11 protein-coding genes and 1 pseudogene are annotated in these 16541 nt (G+C 73.8%); 4 read left to right on the forward strand and 8 right to left on the reverse strand.

Annotated features, from left to right (window positions below; translation table 11 throughout):
* Positions 1–163 precede the first annotated feature (163 nt).
* Together GCU69_RS19330 and GCU69_RS19335 are read right to left on the reverse strand one after the other, a co-directional pair.
* The gene (locus GCU69_RS19330) at positions 164–2236 is read right to left on the reverse strand and encodes an NACHT domain-containing protein (RefSeq protein WP_156206728.1); all 2073 of its coding nucleotides are present in this window, start codon (positions 2234–2236) and stop codon (positions 164–166) included.
* A gap of 276 nt (positions 2237–2512) precedes the next feature.
* The gene (locus GCU69_RS19335; RefSeq protein ID WP_156206729.1) at positions 2513–5797 is read right to left on the reverse strand and encodes an NACHT domain-containing protein; all 3285 of its coding nucleotides are present in this window, start codon (positions 5795–5797) and stop codon (positions 2513–2515) included.
* Positions 5798–6319: 522 nt separating this feature from the next.
* On the opposite strand from GCU69_RS19335, the gene GCU69_RS19340 reads away from it, so the two are divergent.
* From GCU69_RS19340 to GCU69_RS19350, 3 genes are all read left to right on the forward strand, one after another.
* Complete coding sequence (locus tag GCU69_RS19340) at positions 6320–7039, forward strand: M23 family metallopeptidase (RefSeq protein WP_098752473.1); 720 nt, start codon at positions 6320–6322, stop codon at positions 7037–7039.
* Positions 7040–7246: 207 nt separating this feature from the next.
* Positions 7247–7693, forward strand: coding sequence for a helix-turn-helix transcriptional regulator (locus tag GCU69_RS19345; RefSeq protein WP_235978576.1), 447 nt, complete (start codon positions 7247–7249; stop codon positions 7691–7693).
* Positions 7694–7824: 131 nt separating this feature from the next.
* Positions 7825–8268 (forward strand): VOC family protein, encoded by a 444-nt coding sequence (locus tag GCU69_RS19350; protein WP_156206730.1) that lies wholly within the window; start codon positions 7825–7827, stop codon positions 8266–8268.
* A gap of 881 nt (positions 8269–9149) precedes the next feature.
* On the opposite strand, the pseudogene cseC reads toward GCU69_RS19350, so the two are convergent.
* The 5 genes and pseudogenes from cseC to GCU69_RS19375 form a co-directional block, all read right to left on the reverse strand.
* Positions 9150–10418: pseudogene (cseC, locus tag GCU69_RS19355) on the reverse strand (two-component system sensor histidine kinase CseC); the annotation flags it as partial.
* A 22-nt stretch (positions 10419–10440) separates the two neighbouring features.
* Positions 10441–11151 carry a two-component system response regulator CseB gene (gene cseB / locus GCU69_RS19360; protein WP_156206731.1) on the reverse strand — a complete coding sequence of 237 codons (711 nt, stop codon included), beginning with the start codon at positions 11149–11151 and terminating at the stop codon, positions 10441–10443.
* A 9-nt stretch (positions 11152–11160) separates the two neighbouring features.
* Positions 11161–11748, reverse strand: coding sequence for a hypothetical protein (locus tag GCU69_RS19365; protein WP_328630007.1), 588 nt, complete (start codon positions 11746–11748; stop codon positions 11161–11163).
* A gap of 338 nt (positions 11749–12086) precedes the next feature.
* Positions 12087–12647 carry a SigE family RNA polymerase sigma factor gene (locus GCU69_RS19370; RefSeq protein ID WP_098752470.1) on the reverse strand — a complete coding sequence of 187 codons (561 nt, stop codon included), beginning with the start codon at positions 12645–12647 and terminating at the stop codon, positions 12087–12089.
* A gap of 199 nt (positions 12648–12846) precedes the next feature.
* Entirely contained in the window at positions 12847–13752 is a 906-nt protein-coding gene (locus GCU69_RS19375) for an HhH-GPD family protein (RefSeq protein ID WP_156206732.1), read from the reverse strand.
* A gap of 490 nt (positions 13753–14242) precedes the next feature.
* On the opposite strand from GCU69_RS19375, the gene GCU69_RS33060 reads away from it, so the two are divergent.
* Positions 14243–15004, forward strand: a complete 762-nt coding sequence (locus tag GCU69_RS33060) for a hypothetical protein (RefSeq protein WP_156206733.1) — start codon at positions 14243–14245, stop codon at positions 15002–15004.
* 401 nt (positions 15005–15405) lie between these two features.
* Here the strand turns inward: GCU69_RS33060 and disA are convergent, their stop codons facing one another.
* Positions 15406–16530 (reverse strand): DNA integrity scanning diadenylate cyclase DisA, encoded by a 1125-nt coding sequence (gene disA, locus GCU69_RS19385; protein ID WP_098752467.1) that lies wholly within the window; start codon positions 16528–16530, stop codon positions 15406–15408.
* Positions 16531–16541: the final 11 nt, after the last annotated feature.

The following is a 16541-nucleotide window of genomic DNA, read 5'->3' on the forward strand; positions in this document are numbered from 1 at the left end:
CCGGGGCCGCCCCTCTTTCGTGCTCACCCGGGGTTCCGGCGGCCGGGCGGCCCGGCATCCCGGCGCCCGGAAGCCCGGGCCGTCGGCTCTCCGCGGGCCGTCGGCTCTCCCCGGCGCGGTGGCTTTCCCCGGTCCGGCGGCCCTCCCGGTCCGGCGGGCGCGGTCAGACCGTGTTGACCTGTACGTGCTCCGGGACGCCCGTGACCGGCTGGATGTTCCGGCTCACCGTCAGGGTGTGCAGCTCCGGGAACGCGGCGAGCCACTCCATCCCGCCGGTGCCGGTGCCGGTGCCGGTGCCCGTGCCCGCCCCGTGCGCCAGGTCGTAGGCCATCCACAGATGCCGCAGCCGGTCCGCGACCAGCCCGTCGACCAGCTGTTCCGGCGTGAACGGTCCGGTGATCTGCACCGACGGGCGTCCGCCGAGCCGGCGCAGCGCGTGCAGCTCGTCCAGGGTCGACACCGGGAAGTCCAGCTCGTGCTCGTCGAGATGGGCGATGATCTCGTCGGCGTACCGGTCGGTGTCGTACCGCCGCCAGGCGCCCGCCAGCCGGGAGCGGATGTGCCAGGACTCGCGGTCCCGCAGCCGGACCAGATAGTCGATGGCCCGGTCGTCGTCGATGGACGTCGCGGTGATCGCCAGCCGGTGCGCCTCCCGGTCGGGCAGGCCCACCGGGTCGGGCAGCAGCTCCAGGGCGATCGGGCCGATCCAGCCCAGCGCCCGCGCGCCCTCGTCGGTCGTCGGGCGCACGATGTTCTTCGTGTACTGCTGCACCCGCTCCCGTACGGCCGGGTCGAGTTCGGTGGCGTGCTCCAGGCAGGCGGCGGCGAGGAGCTTGCGGTGCCGGGCGTGCACCGGCTTGGTGCCCGGGCGCGCTGCGAGCAGCCCCTGCAGGAGATGGGCGCACTCGTCGGGCCGGGCCAGCGCCACGGCCATCCGGATGACTTCCTCCCACTCGTCCTGGTGGGCCTGCTCGATCAGGAAGTCGAAGTCGTGGCGCTCGACCGCGGCCCGCGCGCCCAGATAGTCCTGGAAGGTGCGGTGCACGAAGTCCACGGAGCCCGGGGTGGGCTCGCGCAGCAGCCCGGTGCGGTTGAGCAGATGCCGGTAGATGTCCTCCGGGGCGCCCTGCTTGAGCGCTTCCGGGATGGACGGCAGATACCGTGCCAGCACCTCGACGGCGGTGGAACGCTCCATCTCCGAGCGGCCGTTCACCAGCAGCCAGTGCGCCAGCTTCTGCAGCAGCTGGACCTTCGACTCCTGCGCCAGGTCGATCCCGTCGGTCAGGCTCATGTCGCGCTCGCGGTCACGCCGCTCCAGCAGCATCGACAGCGCCGCGTCGTACAGCGCCCGCCGGCCGCGCGGCAGATAGCCCCGCCGGTCCCGGTGCAGCGCGCACAGCAGCCCGCACATCAGCGGGTTGGTCGCCAGCCGGCCCAGCTCCCGGGTGATCCTCACGGCCTGGAGCAGCGTCCGCTCGTACTCCGGGAGCCGGTCCAGGTCCTGGGCGTTCCCCGGGGCGTTCTTGCAGGCGGCCGCGTGCCAGCGCTGGATGAAGGCGGCGACACCCTCGCGGTTCAGCGGAGCCAGCTTGAACTCCGCGAAGCCGTACGGGGTCAGCCAGTCCTCGGGGACCACCGAGGGGCGCGAGGTCACCAGCCAGACGTTGCCCGGGCAGGCGTCGGCCAGCTTCCGCAGTTCCGACCGCAGCCGCTCCCTGCGGTCCTCCGGGGCCTCGTCGATCCCGTCGACGAGCATCAGCCCCCGGCCCTCGGACAGCACGCGCCGGGCCCAGCCGCCGGGCTGCTCACCGGCCAGCGGATGCCGTACGGCCGCCAGGAAGTCCTCCGGCTCGGGGAACCCGGGCTCGGGAAACCGCCGCACCGGCAGCACGAAGGGCACCCGGCCGCGCAGCGTTTCCAGCCGCGCCGGCAGCGCGTCCCGGGCCGTCGACACCGCGAGCCACTGGACGAGCGTCGTCTTCCCCGACCCGGCGACGCCGCGCAGCAGCACCTTCTCGTGTACGGCCAGCACCTGCTCGGCGGGGAGCACGGGCTGCCGCCGGGCGTCGTCCGACCCGGCCGCGGACGGTTCGACCTCCAGCGGCAGAAAGGCGGGGTCGAGCGGCCAGCTGTCCGGCGAGTGGGTGAGGTCGATGCCGTAGATGGTCAGGTGGTTGTGTCCGGCGATGATGTCCTGGGCGTAGCGCTCCTCGAACGCGGCGTCCTCGGGATGCATGTCCCGTCCCCCCCGGGGCTGGCTGTGGCCGACGTCTGTGAACACCCAGAGTAGGGGAGCGGCCCCGCTCGTGAACCGGCTCGGCGCCGACGATTGTTCAGGGAACAAGCTTTCCCGGGGCCGGGACACGAGCTGGAACACGGGCCGGGACGCGGGGTGGGATGCGGCCGGGGCACGGGCCGGACCCGGCCGGGACGCGGGCCGGGGCACGGGGTGCGGCGGCGTTGACCCGTGCTGGGGACCCGCGGCGGCACCGGGGCCGGGCGGGCGGTCCCGTCAGCTCCTCAGCGGCGGGGACGCGACGAGGCCGGGGCGGGTCACCACACGGACCGCGTCCGGCAGCCGGTCGGTGCCCCGCAGCCCCGGTGTCCGGGGCGGGAGCAGGACGACCTCCAGGCCGGGCAGGCAGGCCAGCGGCGAAAGGTCGAGGCCGGACAGATCGCCGTGCAGGGGGGCGAGTTCGAGATCGGTCAGCCCGGGGAAGTGCCGGGCGACCCGGGCCAGGTCCGGGTGGCCGTCGCCGGAGCAGTGCAGCCGTACGCTCTCCACCCCGGGCAGCGCCAGGTCCGCGGGGCAGCGGGCCGGCGACCGGTCGTCGATGTGCAGTTGGCGCAGCTCGGGGAGGGTGGCGAGTTCCGTCCACTCGTCCTCGCTCCGGGGAGCGTCGCTCAGGCCGCCCAGCAGCAGGCGCCGCAGCGTCGGCCAGGCGGAGATGCCCCGCAGCCCGCCCCCGTGGCCGGAGTCCACGGAGGAGACGACCAGGGTGCGCAGGGGAGCGTCCGGTGACAGGCCGGCCAGCCGCAGCGGCACGTCCGGCGCGTTGAGCAGCAGGGTCTTCAGGCCGTGCAGGTCGCGCAGGGAGGGGAGCGCCCGGCACTTCCGGAGCACCGCCAGCGAGAGGTATTCCAGCGGCAGCCGGGCCAGCGCGGAGAGGTCGGTCAGGGAGGGGCAGTCGCTGATCTGGAGATCGCGGAGGTCGGGCGGGTCGGGCAGGTCGCGCAGGAAGTGGACGTCGCGCAGCGAGGCGACGTTCCGGATCGTCAGATGGGTGAGGCGGGTGGCGCGGGCGTACGCGGGCAGGGCGTCGAGCGTGGCCCGGTCCCGGATCTCCAGCCGGGGGCGGCCGCCGAGTTCCCGCAGCACGGACAGGTGGGCGGGGGTCGGCGCGGTGAAGTACAGGTCGTCGCGGCCGAGATGGGCGAGCACCTCGTCCGCGTAGCGCCGGGTGTCGAAGCGGGGCCAGGCCCAGACGAGCTGCGAGCGGACCGGCAGGGCCGGGTGCGAGCGGAAGCGGGACAGGAAGGACAGAGCGGCGTCCGAGTCGATGTGCGAAGCGGTCGTGACGACGGTCGTCGCCTCGGCGGCGGTCAGCTCCTCCGGGCCGGGCAGCAGCTCCAGCACGAGCGGGCCGATCGCCGCCAGCTCGCGGGCCTGCTGCGGGGTGCGCGGCGGGATGAGCGCGGCGGTGCGCTCCTCGACGGCCCGGCGGACCCCCGGGTCCAGCTCGGTGGCGTGTTCCAGACAGGCCGTCGCCAGCAGATGGACCCTGGCACGTACGGCTGCCTCGGCGGCCGCGTCACCGTGCGCGAGCAGATCGCGCAGGATCTCCGCCCGCTCGCGCGGCCTGGCGTGGGCGACGGCCATGCGCACCACGTCCTCCCACTGGGTGTCCACGGCGTTCCGCGTCAGCAGCCCGACGTCCCACTCCTCCACGACCGCCTTCGCGCCCAGGTAGTCCTGGAAGGTGCGGTGCACGAACTCGACGGTGCCCACCGTCGGCTCGCGGAGCAGTCCGCTGCGCAGCAGCAGATGGCCGAAGATCCGCGCGGCGTCGCCCTGCCCGGCCGCCGACGGCACCGAGGGCAGCGCGTCGGCGACGATGCGCTCGGCCCGCGTCCGGTCGAGTTCGGTGCGGCCGTTGCGGATGAGCCAGTACGCGAGCCGCTGGAGCAGCTGGATCTGCGGTTCCTCGGTGAGCTGGATGTCGCCCGGTGCGTGGATGTCCCGCTCCGCGTCCCGGCGGGTGAGCAGCATGCGCAGCGCTTCCTCGTACAGCTCCTTGCGGCCGGGCGGGAGGTAGCCGTTCCGGGCCCGGTGCAGGGCGCAGACCATCGCGCACATCAGCGGGTTGGTGACGAGCCGGCCCAGGTCCCGTTTGGTGCGCACGGCGATGTGCAGGGCCGCCTGGAAGCGGTCCAGCTCGGCGGCGCGTTCGGCCGTACGGCAGGTGGCGCGGGCCGCGTCGTGCCAGCGGTCGACGAACGAGGCCACGTCGTTGCGGCTCATCGGGGCGAGGACCAGCTCGCCGAACCCCTGGCCGGCCAGCCAGCCGTCGGCGACCGCCGAGTGGCGCGAGGTCACCAGCCACAGATTGCCCGGATAGGCGATCAGCAGATCGCCGAGCCACTGCCGGGTGCGGGCCCGGTCCCGCTCCGGGATCTCGTCCAGGCCGTCGACGAGCAGCAGTCCGCGCCCGGCCCGCAGGACCCGGTCCGCCCAGCCGTCCGGCTGGGCGGTGTGCAGCGGGTTGTGCACGGCGCCCAGGAAGTCGCCGGGCAGCGGCAGGCCGGCCGCGCGCATCACGCTGCGCAGCGGCAGGACGAAGGGGACCCGGCCGCGCAGCGCGTCCATGCCGTCCGGCAGCTCCTGCCGGGCCGCCGACACGGCCAGCCACTGCACCAGCGTGGTCTTGCCGGAGCCCGCCGTGCCGCGCAGCAGGACCCGGTCCTGGCCGGTGAAGATGCGGTTGGTGTCGACGGGCGTGGTGACGGGCTCGCCCTCGAAGCCGAGACCGGTGAGTTCGCCCTCGAAGCCGATGCCCGTGAGTTCGCCCTCCGGTCCCGCCTCGTCGCGGCGCCGGACGGCCTGCAGGCTCAGATAGGCGGTGTCCAGCGGCCAGCTGGCCTCCGCGGAGCTGAGGTCGAGGCCGACGATCGTGAGCTTGGCGTGCTTCTCGGCGACGTACTGCGCGTAGCGCCGCTCGAACGCCACGTCGGGCATGTCCTGCCGGGGGGTGCGCGCGATCAGTTCGTCGACCTTGGCGATCAGTTCGGCGTTGCCGCGGGCCTGCTCGACCAGGGAACGGGCGACGAAGTCGGAACGCTGCGTGAAGAAGTGCAAGATGTGCAGGCAGGCCGTGTCGAGCAGCCGGTGGTAGAGGACGGAGGCGTCGGCGGACAGGAGTATCGAGGGGTCGTCGGCGGTGCGGCGCAGGAGACGGCTGAGGTTGCGGTGGCCGAGCTGGACCGCCGACATGTCGCTCATGTCCAGGTCGCCGAGGGCGTGCAGGGTCTTCGCGAGCGCGTCCACGACCGCCCGCTCCTCCTCGGGGGCGACGGGGGGTTCCCCCGTGTCCACGGCCCGGCGCACCAGCTCGGCCGCGATCTTCACCAGATCGCGCTCCGTGAGGGTCCGCTTCTCCCCGCGGAACGACAGGCGGGCCGAGACCCGGACCGGTTTGTCGACCAGGCCGGCTCCCGGCCCCTCGGTGACGAAGAGCTTCTTGACGAGCGGCGCGACGGCGCTCGACGCGAGGCGTGCGCCTACGACTGCGGGCTCCATGGTCCGGCGGCCTCCCGTACCCCGTGCGTTCCCCCGTGTGTCCCCGGGTGAGGCGGGTGCGGCGCCCGTCGTGCGATGCGGGCGCGCCCCGGAAAAGCCTCCCAGAAAGCGCCCCGAGAAGTCATCGATCATGGAAATCCGTGATGTGCCGCACGTGGCGGGCGTCACCTACGAAGCGACATAGGACACGCCCTTTCTCCCCGCACGAGTGGTTTGTCGCTTCCGTGGTCAGCCGTATGGGCCAGATGTCCGGAAGATTTTGGAAAGACGGGGTTTAGCGGCCCCGCGTATGGGCCTGCCAGGGCCCTCTTCCCTCGCGGTGGGGGTTTCGAAGGGTGTGCGGGGCCGTCCGCCGCTGCTCCGAGTCGGGGATCCGGGCGCCCGGTGACTACGGCATTTGGTAGTAGATGGGGTTCTTGTCCCCCTGGGCGGGGCGGGTTACCAAGGTAGGGCGATCGCGGCGGAATGTTTGATTCACGCCGTTTCGCCCGATCTTCCCCCTTCTTCGGAGGTAGCCCCCTTATGTCGAAGCACGCCCAGATCCTCGCCGGCATGACCCCCATGCGCCGCCGCGCCGCCCTGGCCGCCGCCGGCCTGGGAGCCACCGCCGTGCTGGGGACCGGGGCCGCGCTCGCACAGGACGACGCGCAGGCCGAACCCGCCGCCAACGCCGCCAAGACCTCGGGCACCGGCACCGCCTCGGTGACGAAGTCGGTCGAGGCGCAGGCCGACGCCCAGCGGAAGGCTGCCGACAGCAAGGCCGCGGCCGAGAAGGCCGCCGAGGAGCGCGCGGCCGAGAAGGCCGCCGCGGACCGCTCGAAGCGCGAGAACCTGGCCAAGTCCTGGGTCAAGCCCGTGGACGACTACACCAAGGGCTCGACGTTCGGCATCGGCGGTGACCGCTGGGCCAACAAGCACTCCGGCCAGGACTTCGTCGCGTCGACCGGCACCCCGGTCAAGGCCGCGCACGGCGGCACCGTCGTGACCGCCGGCTGGGGCGGCAGCTACGGCAACAACGTCGTGATCAAGCACGACGCGAACACCTACACCCAGTACGGCCACCTCTCGAAGATCGACGTCAAGGTCGGTCAGCAGCTGACCACCGGGCAGGAGATAGGCAAGGTCGGCAGCACCGGCAACTCCACCGGCCCGCACCTGCACTTCGAGACCCGTACGACCCCGAACTACGGTTCCGGTGTCGAGCCGGTCCACTTCCTGAAGGAGCGCGGCGTCACGCTGTGACGCCCGGACCGGACGGGGCCCGCGGGTCCCGGTGACACGACCGAGGGCGACCCCCGGCGACGGCTTCCGAGCCCGTCCCGGGGGTCGCCCTCGTCGTCGTGCGGCGCGGTGTCCGGCGCGGCGCGGCCGGGCCGTTGGCGCGGGGCCGGTGGGTTGGGCGCGGGGCCATTGTCGGTGGTGCCTGGCAGCATGCCCGGCATGGGGACGATGATTCCCGGCGCCGCGCATCTGGCCCGTCTCCGCCAGCTGCGGCGCGCCAAGGACGTCATGGACCGCGACTGGGCCGAGCCGCTCGACCTGGACGCGGTGGCCTCGCACGCCGGTTATTCGCGCTATCACTTCATCCGCGCCTTCAAGGCCGTCTACGGCAGTACCCCGGGCCAGTATCTGACCGGCCGCCGCGTCGAACGCGCCGAGGAACTGCTCCGCACCGCCAACCTCTCGGTCACGGAGATCTGCACCCTGGTCGGCTTCAGCAGCCTCGGCAGCTTCTCCGCGCGTTTCAAGCAGCGCACGGGCCTCACCCCGAGCGAGTACCGCTCCCGGCACGCCGGCCGCGGTGCCGCGCTGATACCGGGCTGCTACGCCCTGCTCTGGTCCGGCGGCTTCCCCGGGCGGGGCGGCCCGCCGGGCGGCGGGGAGCGCAATTCTTGAGAAGCGCGGCGGGGGGCGCCCTGCCTACGGTGAGAACACGGCGCTTCGGGCACCGCTCCCGGGACCGCCGTCCGTTCTCCCGCACTCTCCCTTCCGTTGTTCTTCCGCACCCTTCGCTCCAGGAGCACCTCATGATCAAAGGACTGGCCATCGCCACCGTCTGGGTCCTCGACCAGGACCGGGCCAAGGAGTTCTACACGGAGAAGCTCGGCCTGGAGGTCCGTACGGACATGACCATCGGCGGCGACGGCGGCATGCGCTGGCTGACCGTCGGGGCCAAGGACCAGCCGGACGTCAGCCTGACGCTGATGGTCCCCGGCCCGCCCGGGCTGGACCCGGAGTCGGCCGAGGCGATCCGGACCCTGGTGGCCAAGGGCGTCATCGGCGGCGGCGTGCTGCGGACGGACGACGTCCACGGCGACTACGCCGCGCTGCGGGCCAAGGGCGTGGAGTTCCTCCAGGAGCCGCAGGAGCGGCCTTACGGGACGGAGGCGCTCTTCCGCGACGACTCGGGGAACTGGTTCTCCTTCACGCAGGAGAACCAGGAGCTGGACCTGGACAAGAGCTGGAGTTGAGTGCGTGGACGCGGGGGAGGGCGACGCATCGTGGACCCGTGGACCCGTGGACCCGTGAACTCGTGGACTCGTGAACTGAGGGTCGGGGCGGGACGTGCGGGCCCGGGCGGGTCGCCGGAGTCATGGCGGGTCGTGAGGGTCCGCGGCGGGCCGCGGGGGTCCGGGCGGGCTCAGCCCGGCAGGGTGACGGCGGGGATGCCGCCGGTCTCCGTGGGCGCGGTCTGCGGCAGCCACAGCACCGCCACGGCCCCGCCGTTCGACCGTGCGCCGCCGTTCCGGGCCGCGGCCTCCGGGTCCGTGCCGCGGGCCTTCCCGGTCCCGGCCGCCTCGCCGCCGCCCGCCGGCCCGTTGGGTCCCGGCCCACCGGCCGCCGCGGCACCCGATGCGCGGGTCGGCCCGGCTTCCGGCTTCCCGGCTTCCGGCTTCCCGGCTTCCGCCTTTCCGGCCCCGGGTTTCCCGGCCCCCGCTGCGGTGGCTTCCGTCGCGGTGGCTCCCGGGCTCGCGGGGCCGGAAGCCGTGGGTCCCGAGGGGCCCGTGGATCCCGTGGGTCCGGAGCGCGTGGACGCCGTGGACCCTGTGGACCCCACGGGCCCGGAGCCCGTAGACCCCGTGGTGCCCGCGGCCCCGGAATCCGTGGAACCGGCAGCCCCGGCGGGCCCGGAGCCCGTCGTTCCGGCAGGTCCGGGGCTCTGCCGAGCCGGGCCGCCGGCCGCCGGCTCCGCGGGGGCCGGTCCCGTGGACCCGGAGTCCGTCGTGTCCGGCCCCGTGGACCCGGAGCCCGGGGTGACGGCCGCCGAGGCCCCGGTGCCGGGGGACCGGGCCGGGCCGGAGGCGGCCGCTCCGGGCCCGCCCGGGGCCTTCTGCACGGCCGGTGTGTCCTCGTCGGGGAACGGCGCCGGGGCGTTCCGGAAGGTGAGCCGGGCACCGAGCACCCGCGCCTGGCCCGCGGCGATGGTCAGGCCCAGGCCGTGGCCCCGTCCGGAGCGGTCCGGGCTGCCGGTGCGGAACCGGTCCGGGCCCGCGGCCAGCAGTTCCGGCGGGAAACCGGGACCGTGGTCGCGCACCCGCAGCACCCGGCTGTCGACGGTGACCTCGACCGGCTCGCCGCCGTGCTTGGCCGCGTTGGCCAGCAGATTGCCGAGGATCCGCTCCAGCCGCCGGGGATCGGTCTCGATGTTCGCGTCCCGCGCCACGACCACCTCGGCCTCCGGCGCCAGCACCCGGACCCGGCGGGTGACGAACTCGCCCAGCGCGATCTCCTGGAGTTCGGCCCGCTCGGTGGCGCTGTCCAGCCGCGCCACCTCCAACACGTCCTCGACCAGGGTCCGCAGCGCCTGCGCCCGGTCCCGTACCAGCTCGGTGGGGCGGCCCGGGGGCAGCAGCTCGGCGGCGGTGAGCAGCCCCGTGACCGGGGTGCGCAGCTCGTGCGCGATGTCGGCGGTGACCCGGCGCTCGGCCTCCAGCCGCTGCTGGAGCGCGTCGGCCATGGCGTCGACGGCCCGCGCCAGCTCGTCCGTCTCGTCCCGGACCCGGCTGCCGATGGCGTCCTGCACCCGCACCTCGGTGTCGCCCCGCGCCACCTTGCGGGCCGCGGTCGCGGCCCGCCGGAGCCGCCGGGAGAGCCCGCCGCCGACGAGCACGCCCAGCAGGCAGCCGCCGCCCACGACGACGACCGAGCCCAGCGAGAGGGCCCGGTTGAGGTCGTTGAGCACCGCGTAGCGGTCGGTGAACCGGGTGTGGATGGACAGCACCTTGCCGTTCGCCAGCGGTACCGCGGCCCACACCTCCGGGGCGTCGTCGCCCGTGTCGTCCAGATAGGTGGCCCGCTGTCCGCGCAGCACGGCCTCCCGCAGTTCGTCGGGCAGCTCGGGGTCGTCGATCCGCGCGTCGTAGTTCAGCCGCCCGGTGGACTCGTAGATCCGCTGCGCGAACCGCACCCGCTCGTCCTGTACGTCCCGGCTGCCGTCGAGCATGGAGACACGCGCCGCGTTGTGGACGACGAGGCTCAGCGCGAGGGCGACCAGGGCCCCGACCGCGGCGATGGCGGCGCTGAGCTTCCAGCGCAGCCCGGTGTGCACGCGCACCCGGAGGCGCCGGGGGAGGGCCCGGCGCAGCAGCCCCGGGCGCCGTGCCGGATCTCGCTTCTCCATGGCCGCTCCCGGTGCTCCGGCCTCAGCCGCGCAGTTTGTAGCCGAAGCCGCGGACGGTGTCGATCCGCTCCTGGCCGATCTTGGTGCGCAACCGCTGCACGTGGACGTCGACGACGCGGGTGTCGCCGCCCCAGCCGTAGTCCCAGACCCGCTCCAGCAGCCGGTCGCGGGAGAGCACCGTGCCCGGCGCGGCCGAGAACTCCAGCAGCAGCCGCATCTCGGTCGGTGTCAGCGCCACGGGTTCACCGCCCTTGCGGACCTCCATGCCCTCCGTGTCGACCTCCAGATCGCCGAAGCGCAGCACCTCGCCGGCCGGGTCCGGGGCCGTCTCCTCCGCCCGGGGGCCGCCGTCCCGGCCGTGGGCGTGCCCGAACCGCCGCAGCACCGCGCGCAGCCGGGCCACGAGGACCGCGCTGTCGAACGGCTTCGTCACGTAGTCGTCCGCCCCGGCCTCCAGACCGAGCACCACGTCGATCGAGTCGGCCCGGGCCGACAGCATGATCACCGGAACCGTCGACTCGTCCCGGATGCGGCGGCACAGGCTCACCCCGTCCAGCCCGGGCACCATGACGTCGAGCAGCGCGATGTCCGGCCGGTCCGCGCGGAACCGTTCCAGCCCCGTCAGGCCGTCCGGGGCCGCCGTGACATGGAAGCCGACACGCTCCAGGGCGAGCTGTGTCGCCTCCCGGATGACGTCGTCGTCCTCGACGAACAGAACATGGGTCGCGGCCATCTGCTGTGCTCAGTCCTCCGGTTCCGCGCCGGTCTCGGTGCCGCCGCCCGCGGCCTTGCTGTAGTCGTTGTGCGTCCGGGCCCGCTCGTCGAAGCGGCCGCCGGACCAGCTGTATGTGATCACGTCCTCGCCCGAGGGGCAGCAGACCTTGTCGCCCGGGCCGTAGACCTGCTTGCTGACTTCGAGTTCACCGCTGGTGATCTCGGCGTAGACGGGTGAGCTCTCGTCCGTGAAGACGTTCTCGTACGCGTCGGTGCCGTCGCCCGCGGCGCTGTCGACGCGATAGACGTAACTGCCGATACCGAAGGAGTCTCCGCAGGTCAGTACGTTGATCACGACGTCGGGCTCGGAGTTCCCGGTGAGGGTGCCGTAGCTGACGTCCACCGGGTACTCGTTCGCCGCGCACGGCTTGAGGCCCTTGCGGATGTCGCTGCTGACCTTCGGGTCCCCCTTGATCAGCCGCACCGCGTCGACCCGGTCCGGCGACTCGGACGGGGCCGGGGCGGAGGAGACCACCGTCGGCGAACCCGTGTCGACCGGGCCCTCCTCGCGCACTCCGGTGCCGGCCGAGCCGCACCCGGCGGCGAGCAGCGCCACGGCGGAGGTTCCCGCGACGGCGGCGCCGGTCCGGCGGAGCAGTGCCGCGCGGAACGCGGCGGAACGGAAGGCGGAGACCCGGGAGACAGGGACTCGCGAATCCGGTGTCCGGGAATCCGCGGTCCGGAACGCCGGCACCCGGAACACCGAGGTCCGCAACACCGAGGCCCGGAACGCCGGGACCCGGAAGGCTGCGAACACGGACGCCGGGTTCCGGCGGACGGGGTTCCGGCGGACCGGGTTCCGTACGGCCGGGGAAAGGCCCGCCCCGGGGGGACGGGCCTCACATTCCGGGCTTTCCGGCTGATCCGGGGCGTCGGAGAGCGGGCGAGCGCTCCTCAGGCCGCGCACTGCGGTCGCCCACGGTCCGTGCGTTCGCTGCGTTCGGTGCGTTCCATCTCCAGGGCTTCCAGCTCCCGGCTCTCCAACTCCTGGCGCAGCCGGGCCAGCGCCCGGTGCAGCGTGCTCTTCACGGTGCCGGTCGACATGCCCAGGGCCGCCGCCGTCTCCTCCGTGCTCATCTGTTCCCAGTGTCGCAGCACTACGACACTGCGCTGCTTCGGGGCCAGCACCCGGAGGACGTCCATCAGCAGCGCCCGGTTGGCCCGCTGCTCCGAGCCGTCGTCGACGCTGGCGTCCGGAAGCTGCTCCGTCGGCACCTCGTCGATCTTCCTGGCCCGCCACCACTCCGTGCGAGTGTTGATCATCACGCGGCGAAGATAGGCGTCGGCGAGGGTCTTGTCGGCGATTCCGTCCCAGCGGCCGTACGTCCGCACCAGCGCGGTCTGGAGCAGGTCCTGCGCCTCCACGGGGTCCTTCACCAGCCGCCGGGCACTGCGCAGCAGGGCGTCCTGCCGGGTCCGTACGTACTCCTCGAAGCCCAGTACCTCGCTGTCCATGTCCGACCGCCTCCGTTCCGCTGTGCTGCCCCGTGGCCGGAACCCCCCGGCATGGGGAAGAAGCTACGGAGGAGCTGTAACGGAGTTGTGCGTTCCGGCCCTCGGGAGGCGCACGGCTACCCATCAGTTGTGTAACAACGGGGGCGCGTGGGAGGGGCACGCCCGTCCAGGGGGCGGTTCGGGCGGTTTTGTACGGGGTTCAGCCCTGCGGCAGCCGGTACATGCCGTCCGCGAGCGGCTCCGCGAGGCCGTCCGCCACGAGTCCGTCCAGCGCCCGCGCGCGCTGCACCGGCTCGTCCCACACGGCGTCCAGCGCGGCCTGCGGCACCGGACCGGCCGCCTCCCGCAGCACGGCCAGCAGCTTCCCGCGCACCTGCCGGTCCGTGCCGGCGTACGTCTGCCCGCGGCGCGGCGGGCCGTCGTGCGCGGGCGAACCGGCCAGCCGCCAGGCACATTGGGCGGCCACCGGGCAGCGGCCGCACGCGGGCGCGCGCGCCGTGCAGACCAGCGCGCCCAGCTCCATGGTGGAGGCCGCCCAGCGGGCCGCCGTCGCCTCGTCCTCGGGAAGCAGGGCCCGGGCCAGCCGGCGTTCCGCGGCGGTCGTCGCCGTCGGCGGGTACTGCACACCGCTGACGGCCCGCGCGAACACCCGGCGGACGTTGGTGTCGAGCACCGCGTGCCGCCGGCCGTACGCGAAGGAGGCGACGGCGGCGGCGGTGTACTCGCCGACCCCCGGCAGCGCCAGCAGCTTGGCGTGGTCGTGCGGTACGTCACCGCCGTGCCGCTCGGCTATGGCGACCGCCGCCCCGTGCAGCCGCAGGGCGCGTCGCGGGTATCCGAGGCGGCCCCAGGCGCGGACCGCCTCGCCGGGCGGCTCGGCGGCCAGGTCGGCGGGCCGGGGCCAGCGGGCGAGCCACTGCTCGTAGACGGGGAGGACTCTGGCCACCGGGGTCTGCTGGAGCATGAACTCGCTGACCATGACCCCCCAGGCGCCCGCCTCCGGGCGGCGCCACGGGAGATCGCGGGCGTGCTCGTCGAACCACTCGATGACGGCGGTGTGCAGGGCGGCGGGGGCGGCGGGGGCCGCGTTGGCGGTCGTAGTCATGGCGCCTCCGATCCTGCCACGGGCGGCGCCCGGTTCGGGCGCTCCGCGCCGAGCGCGGTGACGCCCCACGACCGCGTGCCGCCGTGACCGCGTGCCCTGGTGTCGGCGTGGCCCGGTGGCCGTGTGTCCTGGTGTCGGCGTGGCCGTGTGTCCTGGTGTCGGCGTGGCCCTGTGGCTCTGTGGCTCTGTGGCTCTGTGGCCCCGGTGGCCGCGCGGTCCGGTCGTGTCCGCGCACCCGGTCACGGACGGTGGGGAAAGCCGCGGCGGCCGTCACACCGGGCGACCGCCGGTCCGCGGTGGCGCCGAAAGCCTTGGCCCCGGCGGCACTTCGGCCGCGCCCGGGACGATGAACTGAAAAAGATACGGCCGCGGGCGGCGGGTAGTGGCCTGCCCGCGCCCGGATCTCTCGTAAGGTTTCCGCGTGGGATCTCTGCGCAATCCGGTCGGGCCGCTTCCCTCCTCAATCTACTGGCGGCGGAGGGCAGTCGCGTTGTGCTTGCTCGCCCTGCTGGCCGCGCTCGCCGTCTGGGCCGTCACCTCCGGTGGCGGGTCCGGGAACGGCGACGGCAAGGGCGGTGCGAACGGCGACGGCCCCGCGGAGTCCATCACGCCCGGCCCCTCCTCGTCCGGGCCCGCGATCAGCGAACGTCCGGGCGGCCGCGACGAGTCGGGCGGAGGCGACGACGGTGGCGGTGGAAATCCCGGCGGCTCGGGGGGCGTTGACGGCGGCACGGACGCCGGAGGCGGCGGCGAGGGCGGCTCGTCGGGCGGCAGCGGAGGCTCCGGAGGCGGCGGAGGCGGCTCCGGCGGCGGTGGCGAATGGAACGGCATCCCCGTCGGCACGAGCCTGCCGCGCTGCGGCCCCGGCTCCGTCGAACTGAAGCTGCACAGCGTCGAGAACACCTACGCGCCGGGTGAGAAGCCCGAGATCGAGCTGACCGCGGAGAACTCCTCCGGCCAGGACTGCAAGGTCGACTTCGGTGCCCCCTCGGCGGTCCTGACGATCACTTCCGCGGAGGGCGACGACCCCGTGTGGGCCTCCGACGACTGCCTCCGGGACAGCGCGGGCATTCTGCTCCGGGTCCCGGCCGGCGGAACGGCGCGGTACACGCTGGAGTGGGACCGCGAGCCGAGCGCCCCCGAGTGCGCGACGCCCTCGGACCGGTCCGTGAAGGCGGGCACCTATCTGGTGGAGGCTGAGGCCGACGGACTGAAGACGGCCAAGACGTCCTTCGTGCTCGCGAAGGACTGACGGGGACTGACGGACCGCACCGGCGAAGAGCCGGGCAACACGTGGGCGGACCCACGTCCTCCGGGCAGGAAACACGCCCCCCGGGCAGGGCTCGCGTCCAGGTCATACGTCCCCGGGCAGGGCTCGCGTCCAGGTCAAGGGCTCGCGTCCAGGACGTACGTCCCGGGCAGGGCCCACGTCCTCCGGGCGGGATTCACGTCTTGCGGGCCGGACTTGTGCCCTCGGGTGGCACCGACACGCTCGGTCGGTACCGCTACACGCTCGGGCGGCACTGATCACGCTCGGGCGGCACCTGTGCGCTTCCGGGGAAACGACGCACTCGCGCCTGCCCCGCCCCGGCCGGACGTGATGACGCGGTGCGCCGCCTGTACGGGCCGCCGCGCGCCCGGACGCCTGCGCCCCTACACGTACCGTTCGAGGATCGACGACTCCGCGAGCCGGGACAGCCCCTCGCGCACCGAGCGCGCCCGGGCCTCTCCCACGCCGTCCACCGTCTGCAGGTCGTCCACGCTCGCCGCGAGCAGCTTCTGCAGGCCGCCGAAGTGCTCCACCAGCCGTTCGATGATGGTGTTCGGCAGCCGGGGGACCTTGGCCAGCAGCCGGTAACCACGCGGCGAGACCGCAGAGTCGAGCGCCTCCGGGGAGCCGCTGTAGCCCAGCGCCCGGGCCACCACCGGCAGCTCCAGCAGCTCGATCTGGCTCAGCGCGTCCAGCTCGGCGAGCGCGTCGGTGACCGTACGGGTGCGCTTCGCGGTGGGCTCGGGGACGTAGTCCCGGATGACCAGCTCGCGCTCCGGCTCGACGCCCGCGATCAGCTCGTCCAGCTGGAGCGACAGCAGCCGGCCGTCGGTGCCCAGCTCCACCACGTACTCGGCGATCTCGGTGGCGATCCGGCGCACCATCTCCAGCCGCTGGGCGACCGCGGACACGTCCCGGACCGTCACCAGGTCCTCGATCTCCAGCGCGGACAGGGTGCCCGCGACCTCGTCGAGGCGGAGCTTGTACCGCTCCAGGGTCGCCAGGGCCTGGTTCGCGCGGGACAGGATCGCGGCCGAGTCCTCCAGCACGCGGCGCGTCCCGCCGACGTACAGCGCGATCAGCCGCATCGACTGGCTGACCGAGACGACCGGGAAACCGGCCTGGATGGAGACCCGCTGCGCGGTGCGGTGCCGGGTGCCGGTCTCCTCGGTGGGGATCGACGCGTCCGGCACCAACTGCACACCGGCCCGCACGATCTTGGTGATGTCCTTGTCGAGGATCAGCGCGCCGTCGAGCTTGCACAGCTCGCGCAGCCGCGTCGCGGAGAACTCCACGTCCAGCACGAAGCCGCCGGTGCACATCGACTCGACGGTCTTGTCCATGCCGAGGACGATGAGACCGCCGGTGTTGCCGCGGAGAATCCGCTCCAGGCCGTCGCGCAGGGCGGTGCCGGGCGCGACCGCGCTCAGCGAGGCGCGCATCAGGCCCTCGTTACCGGAGCTCCCGCCGGACTTGCCGGGAGCTGCTGCCCGGTCGTTGGCTGCCACTGCACTCCTCC

The sequence above is a fragment of the Streptomyces lycii genome (assembly GCF_009735685.1).
Classification (GTDB): domain Bacteria; phylum Actinomycetota; class Actinomycetes; order Streptomycetales; family Streptomycetaceae; genus Streptomyces; species Streptomyces lycii.

Coding starts and splice junctions, on each gene's coding strand:
- GCU69_RS19350 (WP_156206730.1), top strand. CDS start 7,825: ATGATCAAAGGACTGGCCATCGCCACCGTCTGGGTCCTCGACCAGGAC.
- GCU69_RS19370 (WP_098752470.1), bottom strand. CDS start 12,647: ATGGACAGCGAGGTACTGGGCTTCGAGGAGTACGTACGGACCCGGCAG.
- GCU69_RS19330 (WP_156206728.1), bottom strand. CDS start 2,236: ATGCATCCCGAGGACGCCGCGTTCGAGGAGCGCTACGCCCAGGACATC.
- GCU69_RS19375 (WP_156206732.1), bottom strand. CDS start 13,752: ATGACTACGACCGCCAACGCGGCCCCCGCCGCCCCCGCCGCCCTGCAC.
- GCU69_RS19345 (WP_235978576.1), top strand. CDS start 7,247: ATGATTCCCGGCGCCGCGCATCTGGCCCGTCTCCGCCAGCTGCGGCGC.
- GCU69_RS19335 (WP_156206729.1), bottom strand. CDS start 5,797: ATGGAGCCCGCAGTCGTAGGCGCACGCCTCGCGTCGAGCGCCGTCGCG.
- GCU69_RS19340 (WP_098752473.1), top strand. CDS start 6,320: ATGTCGAAGCACGCCCAGATCCTCGCCGGCATGACCCCCATGCGCCGC.
- cseB (WP_156206731.1), bottom strand. CDS start 11,151: ATGGCCGCGACCCATGTTCTGTTCGTCGAGGACGACGACGTCATCCGG.